At 71.1% G+C, this 16,612-nt stretch carries 16 protein-coding genes and 2 pseudogenes; 10 read left to right on the top strand and 8 right to left on the bottom strand.

The annotated features are described in order from the left end of the window. Positions 1-7 precede the first annotated feature (7 nt). The 6 genes from ACZ5K7_RS00390 (at position 8) to ACZ5K7_RS00365 (ending at position 8,848) form a co-directional block, all read left to right on the top strand. The gene (locus ACZ5K7_RS00390; protein WP_468908768.1) at positions 8-1,036 is read left to right on the top strand and encodes an ABC transporter permease; all 1,029 of its coding nucleotides are present in this window, start codon (positions 8-10) and stop codon (positions 1,034-1,036) included. Further along, positions 1,033-1,824: an ATP-binding cassette domain-containing protein gene (locus tag ACZ5K7_RS00385; RefSeq protein WP_351698030.1), complete on the top strand. Its 792-nt coding sequence runs from the start codon at positions 1,033-1,035 to the stop codon at positions 1,822-1,824. Before ACZ5K7_RS00390 ends, ACZ5K7_RS00385 begins: the two co-directional genes overlap by 4 nt. A gap of 81 nt (positions 1,825-1,905) precedes the next feature. Then, positions 1,906-3,051 carry an ROK family glucokinase gene (locus tag ACZ5K7_RS00380; RefSeq protein ID WP_351698032.1) on the top strand — a complete coding sequence of 382 codons (1,146 nt, stop codon included), beginning with the start codon at positions 1,906-1,908 and terminating at the stop codon, positions 3,049-3,051. After that, entirely contained in the window at positions 3,048-3,629 is a 582-nt protein-coding gene (locus ACZ5K7_RS00375; protein WP_351698034.1) for a sugar kinase, read from the top strand. The genes ACZ5K7_RS00380 and ACZ5K7_RS00375 overlap by 4 nt, the downstream gene beginning before the upstream one ends. A 96-nt stretch (positions 3,630-3,725) precedes the next feature. Then, on the top strand, positions 3,726-6,533 hold the full coding sequence (locus tag ACZ5K7_RS00370) for a DEAD/DEAH box helicase (RefSeq protein WP_468908763.1): 2,808 nt from the start codon (positions 3,726-3,728) through the stop codon (positions 6,531-6,533). Next, positions 6,530-8,848, top strand: a complete 2,319-nt coding sequence (locus tag ACZ5K7_RS00365; protein ID WP_468908760.1) for an SWIM zinc finger family protein — start codon at positions 6,530-6,532, stop codon at positions 8,846-8,848. The genes ACZ5K7_RS00370 and ACZ5K7_RS00365 overlap by 4 nt, the downstream gene beginning before the upstream one ends. Here the strand turns inward: ACZ5K7_RS00365 and ACZ5K7_RS00360 are convergent. The 3 genes from ACZ5K7_RS00360 to ACZ5K7_RS00350 form a co-directional block, all read right to left on the bottom strand. Then, complete coding sequence (locus ACZ5K7_RS00360; RefSeq protein ID WP_351698040.1) at positions 8,845-9,021, bottom strand: hypothetical protein; 177 nt, start codon at positions 9,019-9,021, stop codon at positions 8,845-8,847. The genes ACZ5K7_RS00365 and ACZ5K7_RS00360 overlap by 4 nt on opposite strands. A gap of 413 nt (positions 9,022-9,434) precedes the next feature. After that, positions 9,435-9,968 (bottom strand): TetR/AcrR family transcriptional regulator, encoded by a 534-nt coding sequence (locus ACZ5K7_RS00355; RefSeq protein ID WP_468908757.1) that lies wholly within the window; start codon positions 9,966-9,968, stop codon positions 9,435-9,437. 789 nt (positions 9,969-10,757) lie between these two features. Continuing rightward, the gene (locus ACZ5K7_RS00350; protein WP_468909873.1) at positions 10,758-11,348 is read right to left on the bottom strand and encodes a hypothetical protein; all 591 of its coding nucleotides are present in this window, start codon (positions 11,346-11,348) and stop codon (positions 10,758-10,760) included. 37 nt (positions 11,349-11,385) lie between these two features. On the opposite strand from ACZ5K7_RS00350, the pseudogene ACZ5K7_RS00345 reads away from it, so the two are divergent. Continuing rightward, positions 11,386-11,586: pseudogene (locus tag ACZ5K7_RS00345) on the top strand (IS256 family transposase); the annotation flags it as partial. A 29-nt stretch (positions 11,587-11,615) separates the two neighbouring features. Continuing rightward, positions 11,616-12,131, top strand: coding sequence for a hypothetical protein (locus ACZ5K7_RS00340; protein ID WP_468908754.1), 516 nt, complete (start codon positions 11,616-11,618; stop codon positions 12,129-12,131). 368 nt (positions 12,132-12,499) lie between these two features. On the opposite strand, the gene ACZ5K7_RS00335 is transcribed toward ACZ5K7_RS00340, so the two are convergent. Then, on the bottom strand, positions 12,500-13,402 hold the full coding sequence (locus tag ACZ5K7_RS00335) for a LysR family transcriptional regulator (RefSeq protein WP_468908752.1): 903 nt from the start codon (positions 13,400-13,402) through the stop codon (positions 12,500-12,502). Positions 13,403-13,590: 188 nt separating this feature from the next. Between ACZ5K7_RS00335 and ACZ5K7_RS00330 the strand changes: the two genes are divergently transcribed. After that, on the top strand, positions 13,591-13,896 hold the full coding sequence (locus ACZ5K7_RS00330) for a DUF1330 domain-containing protein (RefSeq protein WP_123972381.1): 306 nt from the start codon (positions 13,591-13,593) through the stop codon (positions 13,894-13,896). A gap of 299 nt (positions 13,897-14,195) precedes the next feature. On the opposite strand, the gene ACZ5K7_RS00325 is transcribed toward ACZ5K7_RS00330, so the two are convergent. The 4 genes and pseudogenes from ACZ5K7_RS00325 to ACZ5K7_RS00310 form a co-directional block, all read right to left on the bottom strand. Beyond that, positions 14,196-14,495 (bottom strand): hypothetical protein, encoded by a 300-nt coding sequence (locus ACZ5K7_RS00325; protein WP_468909870.1) that lies wholly within the window; start codon positions 14,493-14,495, stop codon positions 14,196-14,198. 71 nt (positions 14,496-14,566) lie between these two features. Then, positions 14,567-14,806: pseudogene (locus ACZ5K7_RS00320) on the bottom strand (TnsA-like heteromeric transposase endonuclease subunit); the annotation flags it as partial. A 443-nt stretch (positions 14,807-15,249) separates the two neighbouring features. Beyond that, positions 15,250-15,660, bottom strand: a complete 411-nt coding sequence (locus ACZ5K7_RS00315; RefSeq protein ID WP_468908750.1) for a hypothetical protein — start codon at positions 15,658-15,660, stop codon at positions 15,250-15,252. Positions 15,661-15,714: 54 nt separating this feature from the next. Then, positions 15,715-15,936 (bottom strand): hypothetical protein, encoded by a 222-nt coding sequence (locus tag ACZ5K7_RS00310; protein ID WP_468908747.1) that lies wholly within the window; start codon positions 15,934-15,936, stop codon positions 15,715-15,717. Between the two features lie 331 nt (positions 15,937-16,267). Between ACZ5K7_RS00310 and ACZ5K7_RS00305 the strand changes: the two genes are divergently transcribed. Continuing rightward, the gene (locus ACZ5K7_RS00305) at positions 16,268-16,522 is read left to right on the top strand and encodes a Smr/MutS family protein (protein ID WP_351698044.1); all 255 of its coding nucleotides are present in this window, start codon (positions 16,268-16,270) and stop codon (positions 16,520-16,522) included. Positions 16,523-16,612 lie beyond the last annotated feature (90 nt).

Raw genomic sequence — 16,612 nt, 5'->3', positions numbered from 1 at the left:
CGCCACCTTGGAACACACGCCTGACGAAAGGATTCTGCAGACCTCTCCGCTGCGGAAACTCCTCTCCCGTCCGGAGCTGGGCTCGGTCGTCGGCGCGGTCGCCGTCTTCCTCTTCTTCGCCATGGCCGCGGACGGATTCGTGCGCGCGTCCAGCATCAGCACGGTCCTCTACGCCTCCTCGACGATCGGCATCATGGCCGTACCGGTGGCGCTGCTGATGATCGGCGGCGAGTTCGATCTCTCCGCGGGCGTCCTGGTGACGTCCGCCGCGCTGATCTCCTCGATGTTCAGCTACCAGATGACGGCGAACACCTGGGTGGGCGTGGGGGTCTCGCTCCTCGTGAGCCTCGCCGTCGGCGCCTTCAACGGCTTCGTGCTCACCCGCACCAGGCTGCCCAGCTTCATCGTCACCCTGGGCACCTTCCTGATGCTCACCGGCATGAACCTCGGCTTCACCAAGCTGATCGACGGTACGGTCTCCACCAAGACGATCGCCGACATGGAGGGCTTCGCGTCCGCCCACGCGGTCTTCGCCTCGACACTCACCGTCGGCGGCGTCGACTTCAAGATCACGATCCTCTGGTGGCTGGCCCTGGTCGCGATCGCCTCCTGGATCCTGCTGCGCACCCGCGCCGGCAACTGGATCTTCGCGGTCGGCGGCAACCAGGACGCGGCCCGCGCGGTCGGCGTCCCCGTCGCCAAGACCAAGATCGGCCTCTACATGGGCGTGGCCCTCGGCGCCTGGATCTCCGGCCAGCACCTGCTCTTCTCGTACGACGCCGTCCAGTCCGGCGAGGGCGTCGGCAACGAGCTGATCTACATCATCGCGGCCGTCATCGGCGGCTGCCTGATCACCGGCGGCTACGGCAGCGCGGTCGGCTCGGCGGTCGGGGCGCTCATCTTCGGCATGACCAGCAAGGGCATCGTCTTCGCCGAGTGGAACCCCGACTGGTTCAAGTTCTTCCTCGGAGCGATGCTGCTCCTCGCGACCCTGCTCAACACCTGGGTCCGCAAGCGCGCGGAGGCCACCGCATGACCCTCGTCCGGCTGACCGACGTCAGCAAGCAGTACGGCACCGTCCGCGCCCTGGAAGGGGTCTCCCTGGAGGTCCACGCGGGCGAGATCACCTGCGTCCTCGGCGACAACGGGGCCGGCAAGTCCACCCTGATCAAGATCGTCGCGGGCCTGCACCGGCACGACGGCGGCACGCTCGTCGTCGAGGGCGAGGAGACGACGCTCACCTCTCCGCGCGAGGCCCTGGACCGGGGCATCGCCACGGTGTATCAGGACCTGGCGGTCGTGCCGCTGATGCCGGTGTGGCGCAACTTCTTCCTCGGCTCGGAACCCCGCAAGGGCCGTGTGTTCAAACGCCTGGACGTCGACTTCATGCGCCGCACCACCCGCGCCGAACTCCTCCGCATGGGCATCGACCTCCGGGACGTCGACCAGCCCATCGGCACCCTGTCGGGCGGCGAACGCCAGTGCGTGGCGATCGCGAGGGCCGTCTACTTCGGCGCGAAGGTCCTGGTCCTGGACGAGCCGACGGCGGCACTGGGAGTGAAGCAGTCAGGTGTGGTCCTGAAATACGTGGCAGCGGCACGCGACCAGGGCCTGGGTGTTGTGTTGATCACCCACAACCCGCATCACGCGTACCTGGTGGGGGACAGGTTCGTGCTGTTGAGGAGGGGCGCGATGGTGGGGAGCTACGACCGTGACTCGGTCACCCTGGACGAGCTGACCCAGCAGATGGCAGGCGGAAGCGACCTGGATTCGCTACGCCACGAACTGCGGCGGGGCCAGGGGCGCGGGGAACTGCGCGATTAGCCACTACGGAGCCGCACCCGGCAACGGCGCTTATCTCCCCCGAACGGCGCTACACGCACGTGTACGGCAGAATCAAGCCCGATGAGCACCTACCGCGACCTCACCGCCCCCATAGGCTCCCGCCGAGCCCCCGTCCTGCGAACGGTCGGCACACGGGAGCGCCGGTCCCACCTGACGGCCCCCCGTGTCCCCACCGTCGGCATCGACATCGGCGGCACCAAGGTCATGGCGGGCGTCGTGGACGCCGACGGCAACATTCTGGAGAAGCTCCGCGCGGAGACCCCGGACAAGTCCAAGAGCCCGAAGGTCGTCGAGGACACGATCGTCGAGCTGGTCCTGGACCTGTCCGACCGGCACGACGTGCACGCCGTCGGCATCGGCGCGGCCGGCTGGGTCGACGCCGACCGCAACCGCGTGCTCTTCGCCCCGCACCTGTCCTGGCGCAACGAACCGCTGCGCGACCGCCTCTCCGGCCGGCTTTCGGTCCCCGTCCTCGTCGACAACGACGCCAACACCGCCGCCTGGGCGGAGTGGCGGTTCGGCGCCGGCCGCGGCGAGGACCACCTGGTCATGATCACGCTGGGCACCGGCATCGGCGGCGCGATCCTGGAGGACGGCCAGGTCAAGCGCGGCAAGTACGGCGTCGCCGGCGAGTTCGGCCATATGCAGGTCGTGCCCGGCGGCCACCGCTGCCCGTGCGGCAACCGCGGCTGCTGGGAGCAGTACAGCTCCGGCAACGCGCTGGTCCGCGAGGCCAAGGAGCTGGCCGCGGCCGACTCCCCGGTGGCCTACGGGATCATCGAGCACGTCAAGGGCAACATCAACGAGATCACCGGCCCGATGATCACCGAGCTCGCCCGCGAGGGCGACGCGATGTGCATCGAGCTGCTCCAGGACATCGGCCAGTGGCTCGGCGTCGGCATCGCCAACCTCGCCGCCGCCCTCGACCCGTCCTGCTTCGTCATCGGCGGTGGCGTGAGCGCCGCCGACGACCTGCTGATCGGCCCCGCGCGGGACGCGTTCAAGCGCCAGCTGACCGGCCGCGGCTACCGCCCCGAGGCCCGCATCGCACGCGCCCAGCTCGGCCCCGAGGCGGGCATGGTCGGGGCCGCCGACCTCGCCCGCCTGGTCGCCCGCCGGTTCCGGCGCGCCAAGCGGCGCCGGGTCGAGCGGTACGAGCGCTACGAGCGGTTCGCGGAGGCCCGCCGCACCCGGGACACCGCATGACCGCTTCGCTGCCCCGCCAGGCCGCGTCCCCGGAGGAACCGAAGCGTCCGCCCGAGACCCCGGGGCACAAGGCCCGCCGCCGGGCGCTCACGTTGCTGATCATCGGGCTGCTCATCGGCGTACCGGCCGGCTACCTGGTGATCTCCGCCGCCCAGAGCCGCAACAGCGGCAAGGACAAGGAGTCGAAGTACTCGGCGACCGGCCTCACCGAGGGCTGGCCGTCGAAGGTGCAGCGGCGGCTCTACCAGGTGCCGGTCCCGCACCCGGCCGACCGGATCGCGTACTACGAGACGAACAACTGGAAGACCAGCCGTCTCTACGTCCAGTTCCGCACCAACAGCGCCGGCCTGGACAGCTTCCTGGAGGGCATGGGCGTCAACCGGGACGCACTCAAGAAGAACGACATCAGCATCAGCTCCCGCGACCAGAAGGTCACCGGCTGGACGTTCACCGGCCCCGGCCCCTGGTCGGGCCTGACGCACAAGCAGAAGAACCCGGCGCCCACCCAGGACGTGGTCGTGAACACGGCCGACCCGAACTACCCGATGATCTACGTCGTCTCCCGCACCGTGCCGTAGGGACGGCCCCGGCCGGCCGCCGGGGCCGACTGTCAGACCCCGCCCGTACAGTCGAAGACGTCTGATCCGACATGTGGGCGGGAGGTGGCAGAACGTATGAGCGGCACGGTGACCGAGACCCCTGACGGCGTCCCCCTGCGCCTGGCGGCGGTCTATCTGCCCGCCGACCTCCCGCGCCAGGGCCGCGTCGCCTTCTGGGCCCCCGACGGCGACCCGCTGCCCGTCACCGCGACCGAGGAACTGACGGTCGTACGACGGCACGGCGCCGGGGTCCGCCGCCGGCAGGTGCCCGCGCTCACCCTGCCGCTCGGCGAGGCCCTCCCGCTGCTCGTCCGGGCCCGCCGCGACCCGGCCGCCCACCCCGCCACCGCCTGCTGGGGCGCCGCCGCCCAGCACGCGCTGCGGCTCGCCGCCCGGGGCCGCCTGCTGCCCGGCCTGACCCCGGCCGGGTACGACGCCTGGCGGGCCGGCCCCCTGGAGCCGGACGACATCGCCCACCTGCGCGCGGTGGCCGCCGCCCTGCCCGCCGAGGGCCACGCCGTCCCGCTGCCCGGCCCCGGCCCGCTCCGGCTGCCCCGGCCGGAGGCACTGATCCGCTCCTTCCTGGACGCGGTCGCCGACACCCTGCCCCGCACCCCGGCCGCCCCTCACACCTCGGGCAGGCCGTTCGCCGCCCAGGAGGGCCGGCGGCTGCCCGACGCCCAGGAGTGGGCCGCCGAGGTCGCCGCCGGCATGGACGCGGGGGTGCGCATCTCGCTCCGCCTCGACCTGTCGGCCTACGACCTCTTCGACGACGGCGAGGGAGCGCACCGCGCGGGAGCGGCGATCGTCCAGGTGCACAGCCTGGCCGACCCCACCTTGATGACCGACGCGGCGGCACTGTGGGCGGGGCGGTCCGACGCCGCCTTCGGTCCCCGCGCGCGGGTGGACGCGGCGCTGGCCGTGCGCCGGGCCGCGCGGGTGTGGCCGCCGCTGGACCGGCTGGCCGAGCAGGACGTGCCGGACGTACTCGCCCTCTCCGAGGAGGAGTTGGGTGATCTGCTCGGGGTGGCCGCGACCCGGCTGGCGGCGGCCGGGGTCGCCGTGCACTGGCCCCGGGACCTGGCCCAGGACCTCACCGCGGCCGCCGTGATCCGCTCCGCGCCCGGCTCGGCGACCGACGGCACGGGCTTCTTCGAGGGCGAGGATCTGCTGCAGTTCCGCTGGCAGCTGGCGCTCGGCGGGGACCCGCTCAGCGACGCCGAGATGGACGCGCTCGCCGAGGCCCACCGTCCGGTCGTACGGCTGCGGGACCGATGGGTGCTCGTCGACCCGGCCCTGGTGCGCAAGGCCCGCAAGCGCGAACTGGGCCTGCTCGACCCGGTCGACGCGCTCTCCGTGGCGCTCACCGGCGAGGCCGAGGTGGACGGCGAGCGCGTCGAGGCGGTCCCCGTCGGCCTCCTCGCGGCCCTGCGCGACCGCCTCACGGCCGGCATCCAGCCCGCCGAGCCGCCCGCCGCACTGCGGGCCACCCTGCGCGACTACCAGCTGCGGGGCCTGGCCTGGCTCGACCTCATGACCTCCCTCGGCCTCGGCGGCTGCCTCGCCGACGACATGGGCCTCGGCAAGACGATCACCGTCATCGCCCTGCACCTCAAGCGGGCCCGCACCGAACCGACCCTGGTGGTCTGCCCCGCCTCGCTGCTCGGCAACTGGCAGCGGGAGATCGCCCGGTTCGCGCCCGGTGTCCCGGTCCGCCGCTTCCACGGTCCCGACCGCACCCTGGACGGCCTGGACGGCGGCTTCGTCCTCACCACGTACGGCACCATGCGCGCCACCGCGGCCAGACTCGCCGACCAGCCCTGGGGCATGGTCGTCGCCGACGAGGCACAGCACGTCAAGAACCCCTACTCGGCCACCGCCAAGGCGCTGCGCACCATCCCGACCCCCGCACGCGTGGCCCTCACCGGCACCCCCGTGGAGAACAACCTCTCCGAACTCTGGGCCCTCCTCGACTGGACCACCCCCGGACTCCTCGGCCCGCTCAAGTCCTTCCGCGCCCGGCACGCGCGCGCCGTCGAGAACGGTGAGGACGAGGAGGCGGTGGGCCGGCTGGCCCGCCTGGTCCGCCCCTTCCTGCTGCGCCGCAAGAAGTCCGACCCCGGGATCGTCCCCGAACTCCCGCCCAAGACGGAGACCGATCACCCCGTCCCGCTCACCCGCGAACAGGCCGCGCTCTACGAGGCGGTGGTGCGCGAGTCGCTGCTCGCCATCGAGACGGCGGACGGCATCGCGCGCCGCGGCCTGGTGCTGAAGCTGCTCGGCGCCCTGAAGCAGATCTGCGACCACCCCGCGCTGTACCTCAAGGAGGAGCCGCGTGGCGACGGCCTGGCCGCCCGCTCCGGCAAACTCACCCTGCTCGACGAACTGCTGGACACGGTCCTCGCCGAGGACGGCTCCGTGCTCGTCTTCACCCAGTACGTCGGCATGGCCCGCATGATCACCGCGCACCTCCAGGCCCGCGCGGTCCCGGTCGACCTTCTGCACGGCGGCACACCGGTACCGGAGCGGGAGCGCATGGTGGACCGCTTCCAGAGCGGCGCGACACCGGTCCTCGTACTGTCGCTGAAGGCCGCGGGCACCGGCCTCAACCTCACCCGCGCGGGCCATGTCGTCCACTTCGACCGCTGGTGGAACCCGGCGGTGGAGGAACAGGCCACCGACCGCGCGTACCGCATCGGCCAGACCCAGCCCGTCCAGGTCCACCGCCTGGTCACCGAGGGCACGGTGGAGGACCGCATCGCCGAGATGCTGGAGGCCAAGCGCGCCCTCGCCGACGCGATCCTGGGCTCCGGCGAGTCCGCCCTGACCGAACTGACGGACCGTGAGCTGTCCGACCTGGTGTCGCTGCGGAGGACGTCATGAGCGGGGACGAGCAGCAGCCGGGCGATGCGGCCCGGCAGGCGCTGCGGGCGGCCCGGGGGCGCGGTGCGGAGACCGGAGGCGACGAGGGGGCGCCGGCCGGTGCGCGGCCCGAGGGCTCCGCTTCGCAGGGGGCGGACGCGGCCGAGGAGCGGGTGACCAGGCCGGGTGACGCGGCGCGGCTGGCGCTGCGGGCGGCATCGGCGGCGAAGGAGGCGGAGCGACGGGAGACCGAGGCCGAGGCCGAGGCCGACGCGACCCCGGCGGACGCCGGGGCCGTTCGTCCGGGCACCCGCCCCGCCGACGTCGCGCGCGAGGCGCTGCGCGCGGCCCGCGCGGAGGCGCGGCGGGCCGAGGCGGCCGCGGCGGAGGCTTCGGAAGGGTCCCCGGCTCGCGGGGTGCGCCGGCTGCCGTCGCCGGCCCCGGCGGAGACGGCTCGCGGTCGCACCGCCCGTGACCTGAAGCAGTTCCTGGCGACCGCGTTCAGGATGCCGAAGGAGGAGCCCGAGTCACCGCGGTCCGACGCCCTGGTGGATCAAGGAACCCCGACGGAACGCCTCGACGAAGACAGGGCACACCGCACCGCGACGCAGCACTACGAAACGGACCCCACCCCGTCCACGCCCACCGCACCCCCGGGCCACCCACACCCGACTCCCGCAACGCCCCCCGGCCGTCCGCAGCCGCCCGCCCCCGGCACACCTTCCGACCACGGAGAGCCGACGGTGTCGGAGCCCGCCGCGGGGTCGGGCCGTTCGCAGTCGTCCGTTTCCGCATCCGGTATGGCTTCCGGCCGCGGGGAGCCGGCGGTGTCGGAGCTTGCCGAGCCCTCCGGCGCCCCGCGGCAGACCGCCCCCGTACCCGCCGAGCCCTCCGGCGACCCGTGGCCGATCGCCCCCGTACCCGCCGACCCCTCCGGCGCCCCGTGGCCGATCGCCCCCGTACCCGCCGACCCCTCCGGCGACCCGGACCCGAGCATGCCAGTGCCCACTGCGGATTCCGGCCGCCCGGAGGCGGCGGGGCTTCCTACCGCTCCCCGACTGCCCCGCACCATGGGCACCCCCCACCGCGACACCGAACTCCGCCGGACGTTTCCCTCCTTCCCCGCCCTCCTCTCCCGGGCCGGTGGCTCCGGGGCGGACTTCGCCGAGACCTGGTGGGGGAACGCCTGGGTTCGGGCGTTGGAGGAGGGAGCGTTGGATGTGAAGCGGCTCGCGCGGGGGCGGAGTTACGCCGAGCGGGGGCATGTGGACGCGATCACCGTGACGCCGGGGCTGGTCCTGGCGTATGTGCAGGGGAGCCGGCCGCGGCCGTATCGCGTCCAGGTGCGGTTGCGTACCTTCGGCGCGGACGAGTGGGAGCGGTTCCTGGAGGCCGCCGCCGACCGGCCCGGGGACATCGCCGCGTTGCTCGACAAGGAGCTGCCGCAGTCCCTCGCCGAGAGCGGAGTGTCCTTGCTGCCAGGGCCGGGAGAGCTCGAACCCCGTTGCAGCTGCCCGGACTTCGGTCACCCCTGCAAGCACGCGGCCGCCCTCTGCTACCAGACCGCGCGGCTGCTGGACGCCGACCCGTTTGTGCTGCTTCTGCTGCGCGGCCAGGGGGAGCGCGAGGTCCTCGACGCGCTGTCCCGGCGCAACGCCGCCCGCGCGGCCCGGGAGCGGCAGCCGGCCGCCCTGCCCGGCGTCCGCGCCACCGAGGCCCTGGTGCCGCGCCAACTCCCGCCACTGCCGCCCCCGTTGCCGGTGCCGCCGCATCCCGAGCAGCCTCCGGTGTACCCGGGCGTGCCCGGGGGACCCGACCCATTCACGCTGGACCAGCTGGCCACGGACGCCGCCGCCCGCGCCCACGCCCTGCTGGCCACCGGACGCGACCCGGTCGGTGAACTGACCCTCTGGCAGGACGCGGTCCGCCTCGCCGCGGCCCGCCCCGGCTCCGGCCTGACCGCGTCCACCCGCGCCCTCTACGCCTCGCTCGCGGACGCCGTAGGCCGTACCCCGGGCGACCTGGCCCGCGCGGTTGCCGCCTGGCGGCAGGGCGGCCCGGAGGGACTGGCCGTGCTGGAGGAGCCCTGGGATCCGCCGGCCGGCCGTTTCGACCGGGCCAGACCCCTGCTCCTGGCCGCCGACCTCCCGGCCTTCCGGCCCTGGCGCAACCACCTGACCCACCCCGGCGGCCATGTCCAGCTCCGGCTGGGCCGCGACGGGCTCTGGTACGCCTACGAGTCCGAACCGGGCCACGACGACTGGTGGCCCAGAGGCACCCCCGACCTGGACCCGGTGGGCGCGCTGACGGGACTCGGGGCGACGGACGACCTCTAGGGACCACTGCTCCGGACGTTCTTGCCGATGTCGTCGTGCCGGGCCACGAACCGGGCCCTGGCACCCTCCACCCGGTAGAGGAACCAGCCGCCGTCCTGGCCGGTCTCCAGGTACTGGGACTGGCTCTCGTAGCTGTACCGGCGGGTGATCCCCTGCCACGGCTCGCGCAGCAATTCCGCGCGCGGCGACTCGCGGTCGTCGCCGCCGGGCGCGGCGAGCCCGTGGGCGGCGTAGCGGACGGCGTCGTACGCCTCGGCCGCCCAGGGCGGGAGTCGTCGTCGCCGGCCTCCTCCGCCCGGATCACCTTCACGGCGGCCAGCGCACCCGTCTCGGAACGGCCCAGGCAGACCACAGCAGCAGTGCCGTCGCCGTCGCGCACAGGACCGGTCCGGGTCCCCTCACGCTAGCCCCCCAGCAGGCTGTCGTACGGCCCCTTCCCTGGGCACCGCACGGCGAACGCTGGCGCCATCCCCCGTCTCAACTGAGCCCGCCGGAACCAGAGTTGAGGCGAACGGTAACCCGTTGGCCATCGCTTGGTGACACTGCGCGGGCGTTCACGGGAAGGGGTGTCCGCCCCGAGCCCGGGTCAGGACGAACGCGGCAGGTACCCGGGCGCCCACCACGCGGGAGCGCACGCCACGGCCGCGTCGACCATGTCGTCCTTGGTGACCGAGGGGTCGTGGAGCCACGCCTTGATGGCACCGGCGAAGCCGTGAGCCATGAACTGCGCGATCACTTGGGGGTTGGCGTCGGGAAGCGCCGCGTGGTCACCGCGAGCCATGAACGTCAGGGTGTACTCGCTGAAGTGGCGTACGAGCGCCTCGTAGACGCCGCTGTCCGCCGGATCGTCGAGGGAGAGCCGGTAGACCGCCCGGAACCGTTCGACGTGGTTGCCCACTTCCGCGGTGGTGAGGCGCAGCAGCTCGGCAGCCGAGCGCCCGTCCCTCGCCCGCTCGTCCTCCAGGCGGTGACCACGGTCCAGGTCGGCGTCGAGGACCTGGATGAGCAGTTCCAGCGGAGTGCTGTAGCGGTTGTAGAAGGTCGCCCGGGTGACCCCGGCGCGGTCGGCCAGTTCGGCGACGCTGATCTGGGAGACCGGCCGCTCCGAGGCGAGTTCCACGATGGCCTGCTCGAAGGCCTGGGTGGTCCGGGTGATGCGCGGGTCGATCCGGCCGCTCAGCGTTCTGCCCTCCTGTCAACCGGCGACCGCGTCGCCCCCGGATCCGGGAGCGCGGTTCGCCGCCCTGTACGGGGTCCATCTTGCGGCATCGCCCTGACCACCGGTCGGGTTGCCCGCGACGAGGTGACGGGCGCAGGCCACGTGTACTCGGCCGTGCGCGGCTCCGGCGAGTCGGCTGCTGGGACCGCGTGCCAGATTCTGCGTCCGGCGGTCTCGGGCCTGCATGACGGCGCTGCAGAAAGAGAGCGAGGGGTGGAACAGGTGGAGGTCGGTCCGTCCCCATTTCCCGGCGTCCGGGTCAGGTCTGGAGCGGAGCATGGATCTGAGGGCTTCGTCGCGGTCGTGCTGGTCGAGGGTGAGGATCTGGTCGGCGGTGTGGAGAAGAGCCGCTGAGGCTATGGCGGACTCCGGTGGCCGGTCCCAGGTGTGATGCCGGCGCTCACCGGGGAGGGCGTGGATCTCGCGGCGGTGCATGGTCAGGTGATGTTCGACGGTCTTGGCGAGCGGTGCGGGGTTGAATTCCCTGGCCAGTGGCCAGGTGGTGAGGATGATCGCAGGTAGCGCTGGCGGGCTCCGCCCGGGCCGAACCACTCCTCCCAGACCGTGGCCAGGGTGTCCTAGCCGGGGACCTTCTCGGTCGGGAATCCGGGAAACACCTCGCGGACGTATTGGTGCACAGCCGGTGCTTGGCCCGCATGCTGATGCGCGAGCGCTGCAGGCACTCGCGTCTCACCGCGAAAATCGCCTCCCGGATCTCCTCCGTGATGCCGGGTGCCCGCCGTCCCGGCGGGTCCACCGGCCATCCGCGCAGCCGGCCACGATGTCCTCGATGCTGGCGGCCGCCAGCCGCCGCAGCGTGCGCTCGCTCATATGCGCCAGCCCCAGCATCTCCGCCTCCGCGGGACCGAGGGCCTTCAGCTCGGCGGCCTTGGCCCGGCGCCGCTGAGTCACCGTGGTGGTGGCCGGGTTGTACTCGGGTCGCGGTTCGCCGGGCAGGGCTCGCGCGGGGTGGCCAGCGCGATAGCCGGTCTCCGCCTCGAGCACGTGCTCGGCCCGCAGCCGTGTCCGTTTCAGCTGGTCCTCGCGCAGGTCGGTCTTCAGCACCTGCCCGCGTGGCCGTGTGGGCTGTTCCGCGGCCGGTTTGCCAGGTCGGCAGTCCGGGCGGTGCATGAGCCATCGGATCGGGCGGCGTTCCACCTCACTTGCGGCATCCCGGAGCACCACGGTGCCGGCCTGCGGCTCGACGTCCTCAACCGTCCACTCCACGCCGTTGAGCCGGATGCCGGCTCCCGGCGCCAGCGCCAGCATCCCGGCGGGCATCAGGCAGCCCGTCCGGTGCCCGCGCAGACCAGCGTCGCATCGCTCAGCGGCTCGGCCAGCTCGATCGCGAGCCGTCCGTGCCAGATCAGGTGCAAGGAGTGGGCGCGGGTCACCAGTCGAGTCCGCCCAGGTCCGCTGGCGGGCGATCACCGGATCCCACCTGGTGCCCCTGGTTCGCGCGGGCGCCAGGTTCGAGAATGGCATCCTCGTCGAACGTACCGAAACACGGGCCGCGTGAGGCCGTGGGGCTGGGGAGGCAGGAGAACCGTGGCGGTCTGTTTCGAGCTCGTGGTGAACTTCGGCGACGACGCGGAGGCGGCACAGGCTGCCGCCCGCATCGACCCCAAGCCATGGGTGCTTCGCGCGGGCGCCCACCGCGTCCCTCTCCACCGGCCGCTGCTGGCGAAGGTGGGCTCATACATCGAGCTCTCGATCCTGCCCGTGGCCGTCAGTTGGCATGGTGGCCTGGACGGCAGCCTCCCCAGATTCGAGCTCACCGCAGCAGACCTGACCGAACTGGGACACCAACTCTACGAACTGCTCGCGCAGTTCCACGGATATGTCGCCGCCAAAGTCGGCTGGGATCCGGAATCACTCCTGGACCCTGCTGAGCTCAGGTGCGAGTGGTCAGATGAACTGAACGAAGGCAGCATCCACGGGCTCGTACTCAGCGAAAAGCTCCATGCGGAACTTGACCTGAGCGCCGACTACGAAGTGTTCCGGCCCGGGTACCGATGGATACCGTATCGCGGGGAGGAATCGAGCAACTTCACGGCCGACTAACGAGACAAGCTCGGGTTATCTATGCTGCCCAGCAGGTGTCAGGCAAGTCAGGCAAGTCAGGCAAGTACTCCGGAGCGAACTTGCCTGGCTGGTATCCAAGGGTCTGTTAGGCAAGTTCGTGGTCTCGGTGCCAACGCGCGCAGTCGGGAGCCCAGTCGGCTCGGGTCCGTTGGAGTGCTTGGTATAGCCGCTCGGCAGGTACCCCGAAGGCGCGTTCCTGCTCGGGCTTTCGGATGCTGATCCGCCGGCGTAGCGAGGTCGTGTCGGACATTCGGCAAGACCGCCGTCGTCATCACCGCGAAGTCCGCCGGGCGCAAGGTCTTCGGCCTCGCCACCGCAGGCGTCCGTCTCGCTTGACCTCCTGCGCGTCAGTCCGGCAGCCAGTGCAGCTCGTGCGCCAGGGTTTTGGCGACGGTACGGATGCGGCGGTGTAGCGGCGACTGCTCGCGTGGGAGGACCAGGTGGAACGTCAGGCTGGGCGCGCCCCGCAGCGGTCGCCAGGTGAGACCGGCCGGTTGTGTCGTGGCCGCGGCTTCTCCGGCCGGGGCGAGGGTGACCCCGTCGCGCAGGTCGCGCTGAGACATGTCGAAAGAGGCTGCGGGCGTGTGGAATCGGGGGTGTGGTCGGGTGTCGCGGAACAGTGCGGACAGCTGATCGTGGATCACGGGGTTGGCCGTACGGTCGGGGAGTCGCAGCGGATACGCGGCCGCGTCGGCGATCTCGATCTCCGGGTGTTCGGCCAGCGGATGGTGCTGCGCCAGTTGGACCCCGATGCGCGCACGCCGCAGCAGGAACCGGCGCACGCCACGGCCCGGTTGTTCACCGCGGGTGATCCCGGCATCGATGCGGCCGTCGGCGACCGCGGGGGAGATCTCCGGTGTCGCCATCGGGACCGCGCCGACCTCAAGTCCGCTGTTGCCGCGAATCAGCCTGTCCACCAGGGCCGGTGCCGTCTCGGCCCCGGCGCTGAGGCTGTATCCGATGCGCAGCGTGCCCAGTTCACCGGCCGCCGCGCTCCGGGCGGTGTCCCACGCCCGGTCCAGCGCCGCCAGCGCGGGCGGCGCGGACTCCGCCAAAGCCGCACCGACCGTGGTCAATACGACGCTACGCGTGTTGCGGACCAGCAGAGCCGTACCGAGTTCCGCCTCCAATCGGCGCATCCGGGCGCTGAGTGCGGGCTGTGCGATACCGATCCGTGCGGCCGCGCGGGTGAAGTTCAACTCCTGCGCCAGCACCAGGAAGTACCGCAGGCTCACCGTATCCGGCGCCACGTGCCCTCCCTGCCGATTGATAACGATCCGTTCTGAGTCTATCCCGTACCGGTCTTTCCCTCGGCCGCACATCAAGCCCTAACCTGCGCATATGACGATTCCACTGATCGCAGTACCCGTCGCCGGGATCGATCGATCTGAGTGTCAATTCGAAGTCGGACGTGTCCGGCCCAACACAGGGGGTTTCCATGGCTAAGGGCTACTGGGTCAGTGTCTACCCCGCCATTTCCGACCCTGAGCGGCTGACTGCCTACGACAAGCTGGCCCGTCCGGCTGTCCAGGCTGGGGGCGGGCGTCTCCTGTCCCTCCTCCCGTCCCGTGGCGGTCGAGTCGTCGCCCACGAGGCCGGAATCACGCAGCGCGTCGTTCTGATCGAGTTCGACAGCTTCGAACAGGCCGTCGCGGCATACGAGAGCGAGGCATACCAGAAGGCCCTGGCGGCCCTCCCCGACGGCTACGAGCGCGACTTCCGCATCATCGACAGCATCGACTGACCGGCGGGCCCAGCCATCGCCGAGCATCCGTCACCTGAAACGCACACGGTGCCGAACGACGACTCACGAGACGACTTCGAAGCGATGCCCCGCGTCCCAGTTCGTCGTCGACGTCCTCGACGGCCTGATCCCTGTCGGGCGGATCGCCGCGCTACCCGAGTGTCGAGCAACTTGCCTGACTTGCCTGACACGGCGATCAAGTTCTGACCTGCCACAACGGCGATTCACCCTAGATAACGGCGGACCTCACCCTGCCCAAGCCTGCTCATCCACACATCTTGACAATTACTCGTTGATCGCTAGGGGCGGATGGCGATGGTGGTGACGGTGCCGTTGCCCCAGACGGTGGTGTTCATCATCATGCGTCCGTCCAGCGACACCGCGGTAAATTCCGGCACGAAGCGCGTAGTGAACAGTGTCGCGAACCCGCTCCGTAGCTGGGTCACCTCGCTCGTGACTAGGTCCCAGTCGTCGAGGAGGCGGACCTGGACCCAGGCCCAGCCGTCATCTTCGGGCTCTCCGTCCGTAGGGTGCGTGTTGTAGTCGACGCCGAGGAGGAACTCGCGGTCCTGATTAAAGAGTCCGTATTGCGTTGCCATCCGATACCAACTCGCGTTGACTCCGCGTCCCTCGGCTCGATCCGCTCATCGGCACGGACATCGACGACCCCCGCCGAGCCGTCCGCGCGTCGGACGAAATAGTCCGGAGCATGCCGACGCTCACGCTTGCCGTCGTGCCAGTGCAGCCAGAACGGCTGCGAGGCGATCCCCACCACCCCGGGATCGAAGTCCATCAGCACAAGCCGGTCCCGCTCCAGCCACGACTCAAAACCGACGTGCCGCCCGGTCGTCGCCGCCCAGTACCAGCCGGAGGAATGACGCTCACCGCGCGACCAGCGAAACGGCCGCACCGCGGCCACATCCTCGAACCGAGCTGTCACGCAGTCCAGCAGCGGACGCCGCCGACGCTCATGCGCAGCATCCACGTACGACAGCTCGACGTACGGCTCCGCAATATCCACCCCGACCGGCACGGCCACCCAGCACCCCCAGTACGTCTCCTCCTACGACTAGGTTCGCTGGCAAGGAAGCCAGAACGACTGGGTTCGCTGGCAAACGCCTCGATTGGATGACAGCGGACATCACCGATCCGCGGCCGCGGCCTCACGTCCAGTGGCTCTGTTCACGAGAACGGGCGGCACTCCTACGTCGGTTCGGGGGCGGTTGGCGGTCCCAGCGTGGCTGGAATGTTCACGAGTTTCCGACAGCACCTGGACCTGCTGGGCGTTCCTCGTGGAAGAAGGACGCGAGGCCGGCAAGCGCTCATAGTCGGGCGGGGTTGTGCCGTGCTGGGCTACGGGTGCTCCTGCCACCAGCGGTCCGCCTCGGCGCGAGCCACTTCGGCGTCGTACTGACTCGCATCGAAGTGGAGCTCCGGCGGAGGTTGGGGCATGGGGGTGTGCGCCATCCACGGAACCTCCCAGTCCGACCACTGCACGATCTCCCCGAACCGCTGGACGACCACGGTCAGGAAGCCGCAGCAGCCACCGGTGCAGTCCGGTTCCCCCAGCTCCAGGCGGCGTGCCTCGCCGGTCGCCCGGAGAGGGCTGGGACAGTCGGTCGGCAGCGCATCAGTCGCGTACGGTCCGCGGCCGTATTCGCCGACAGCCTCCTCGACCACGTCCTCGCCGTTGACCCAGAACCGCAACTGGGCAGGGAACCGGGGTCCCGGCGGCAGCACCTTGATCTCCAAACGATCGAACATCAGGTCACCCTACGGGGCGCGCCGGCATTGGCGTGCGGCCCCGTCTACGCCGACCTAGGCGGAACTCTTGAACGGAACCACGTCCAGCAGCCACCGACCGCCGTCAGCCACCATCGCCAGGAAGTCGGGCATGTGCTCGGTCCGTCCCCCGGCATGTTCGAAGCTCAGCCGGAACGGCTGCAGCAGCACTTCCCTCACCCGCAAGAAGTCCAGTGCGAGCAGCAGGCGTTGCTCCTCCAGCGACTCGAAGCCGTGGTGCCGGCCCGTGGAGACCATGAACTGCAGTCCGGGCGGTGCCGCTGCCGGGTCCCCCAACTGAAACGGCGCACCGGCTACGACGTGAACAACGGCACCGACTCCAGATCCTGCGCCGAGAGCCTCATCTCCACAGGGGACGCTGTCATCCGGTACTCCGGCCTTTCGGGTTCGCCGTTCCGGAGGGATGTATCCGGCAGTAGTGGACAGAAATGGATGGGTCGACCGGTGGAGTCGACCAGTCCGAACTCGGTGCGATCTGTTCGGACCTGCCGGGTCGGGGTCCTGGCAGGGCCTCGCATGACACACTCGGACCGAGTTGTCACAGGTGGCGGCAGCGGGAGGTAGCACCTTGCTGACATTGGATTTGCACCCGGTCTTCCGGAACAACCGCGACATCGAACTCTCGCTTCGGCAGATCGTCTTCCAGGCGAAACGCACAGGGGAGCCCGTCGTGCAGATCATTCACGGAAAGGGCACCGGACAGCTCAAGGGGCGCGTCCTCGCGTTCCTCGGCCAGAAGCACATCAGGAAGCTGTACGACCGCGTGGAGATCGACACGGCGAACACGGGCCGGATCCTGGTCCACTTCGCGCCACGCCCCTGAGCCCCTCCCGCCTCGATCCGAGGCGCCGGGCGCCGGGCCGCGACAGTCAGTTGCTTCCCGTCGTCGAGGTCCGGCACAGCAAGCAGCCGG

This window comes from Streptomyces sp. NPDC031497 (assembly GCF_055580905.1).
Note: the sequence above shows the minus strand (reverse complement) of the source record. Positions and strands in the feature narration are given on the sequence as shown.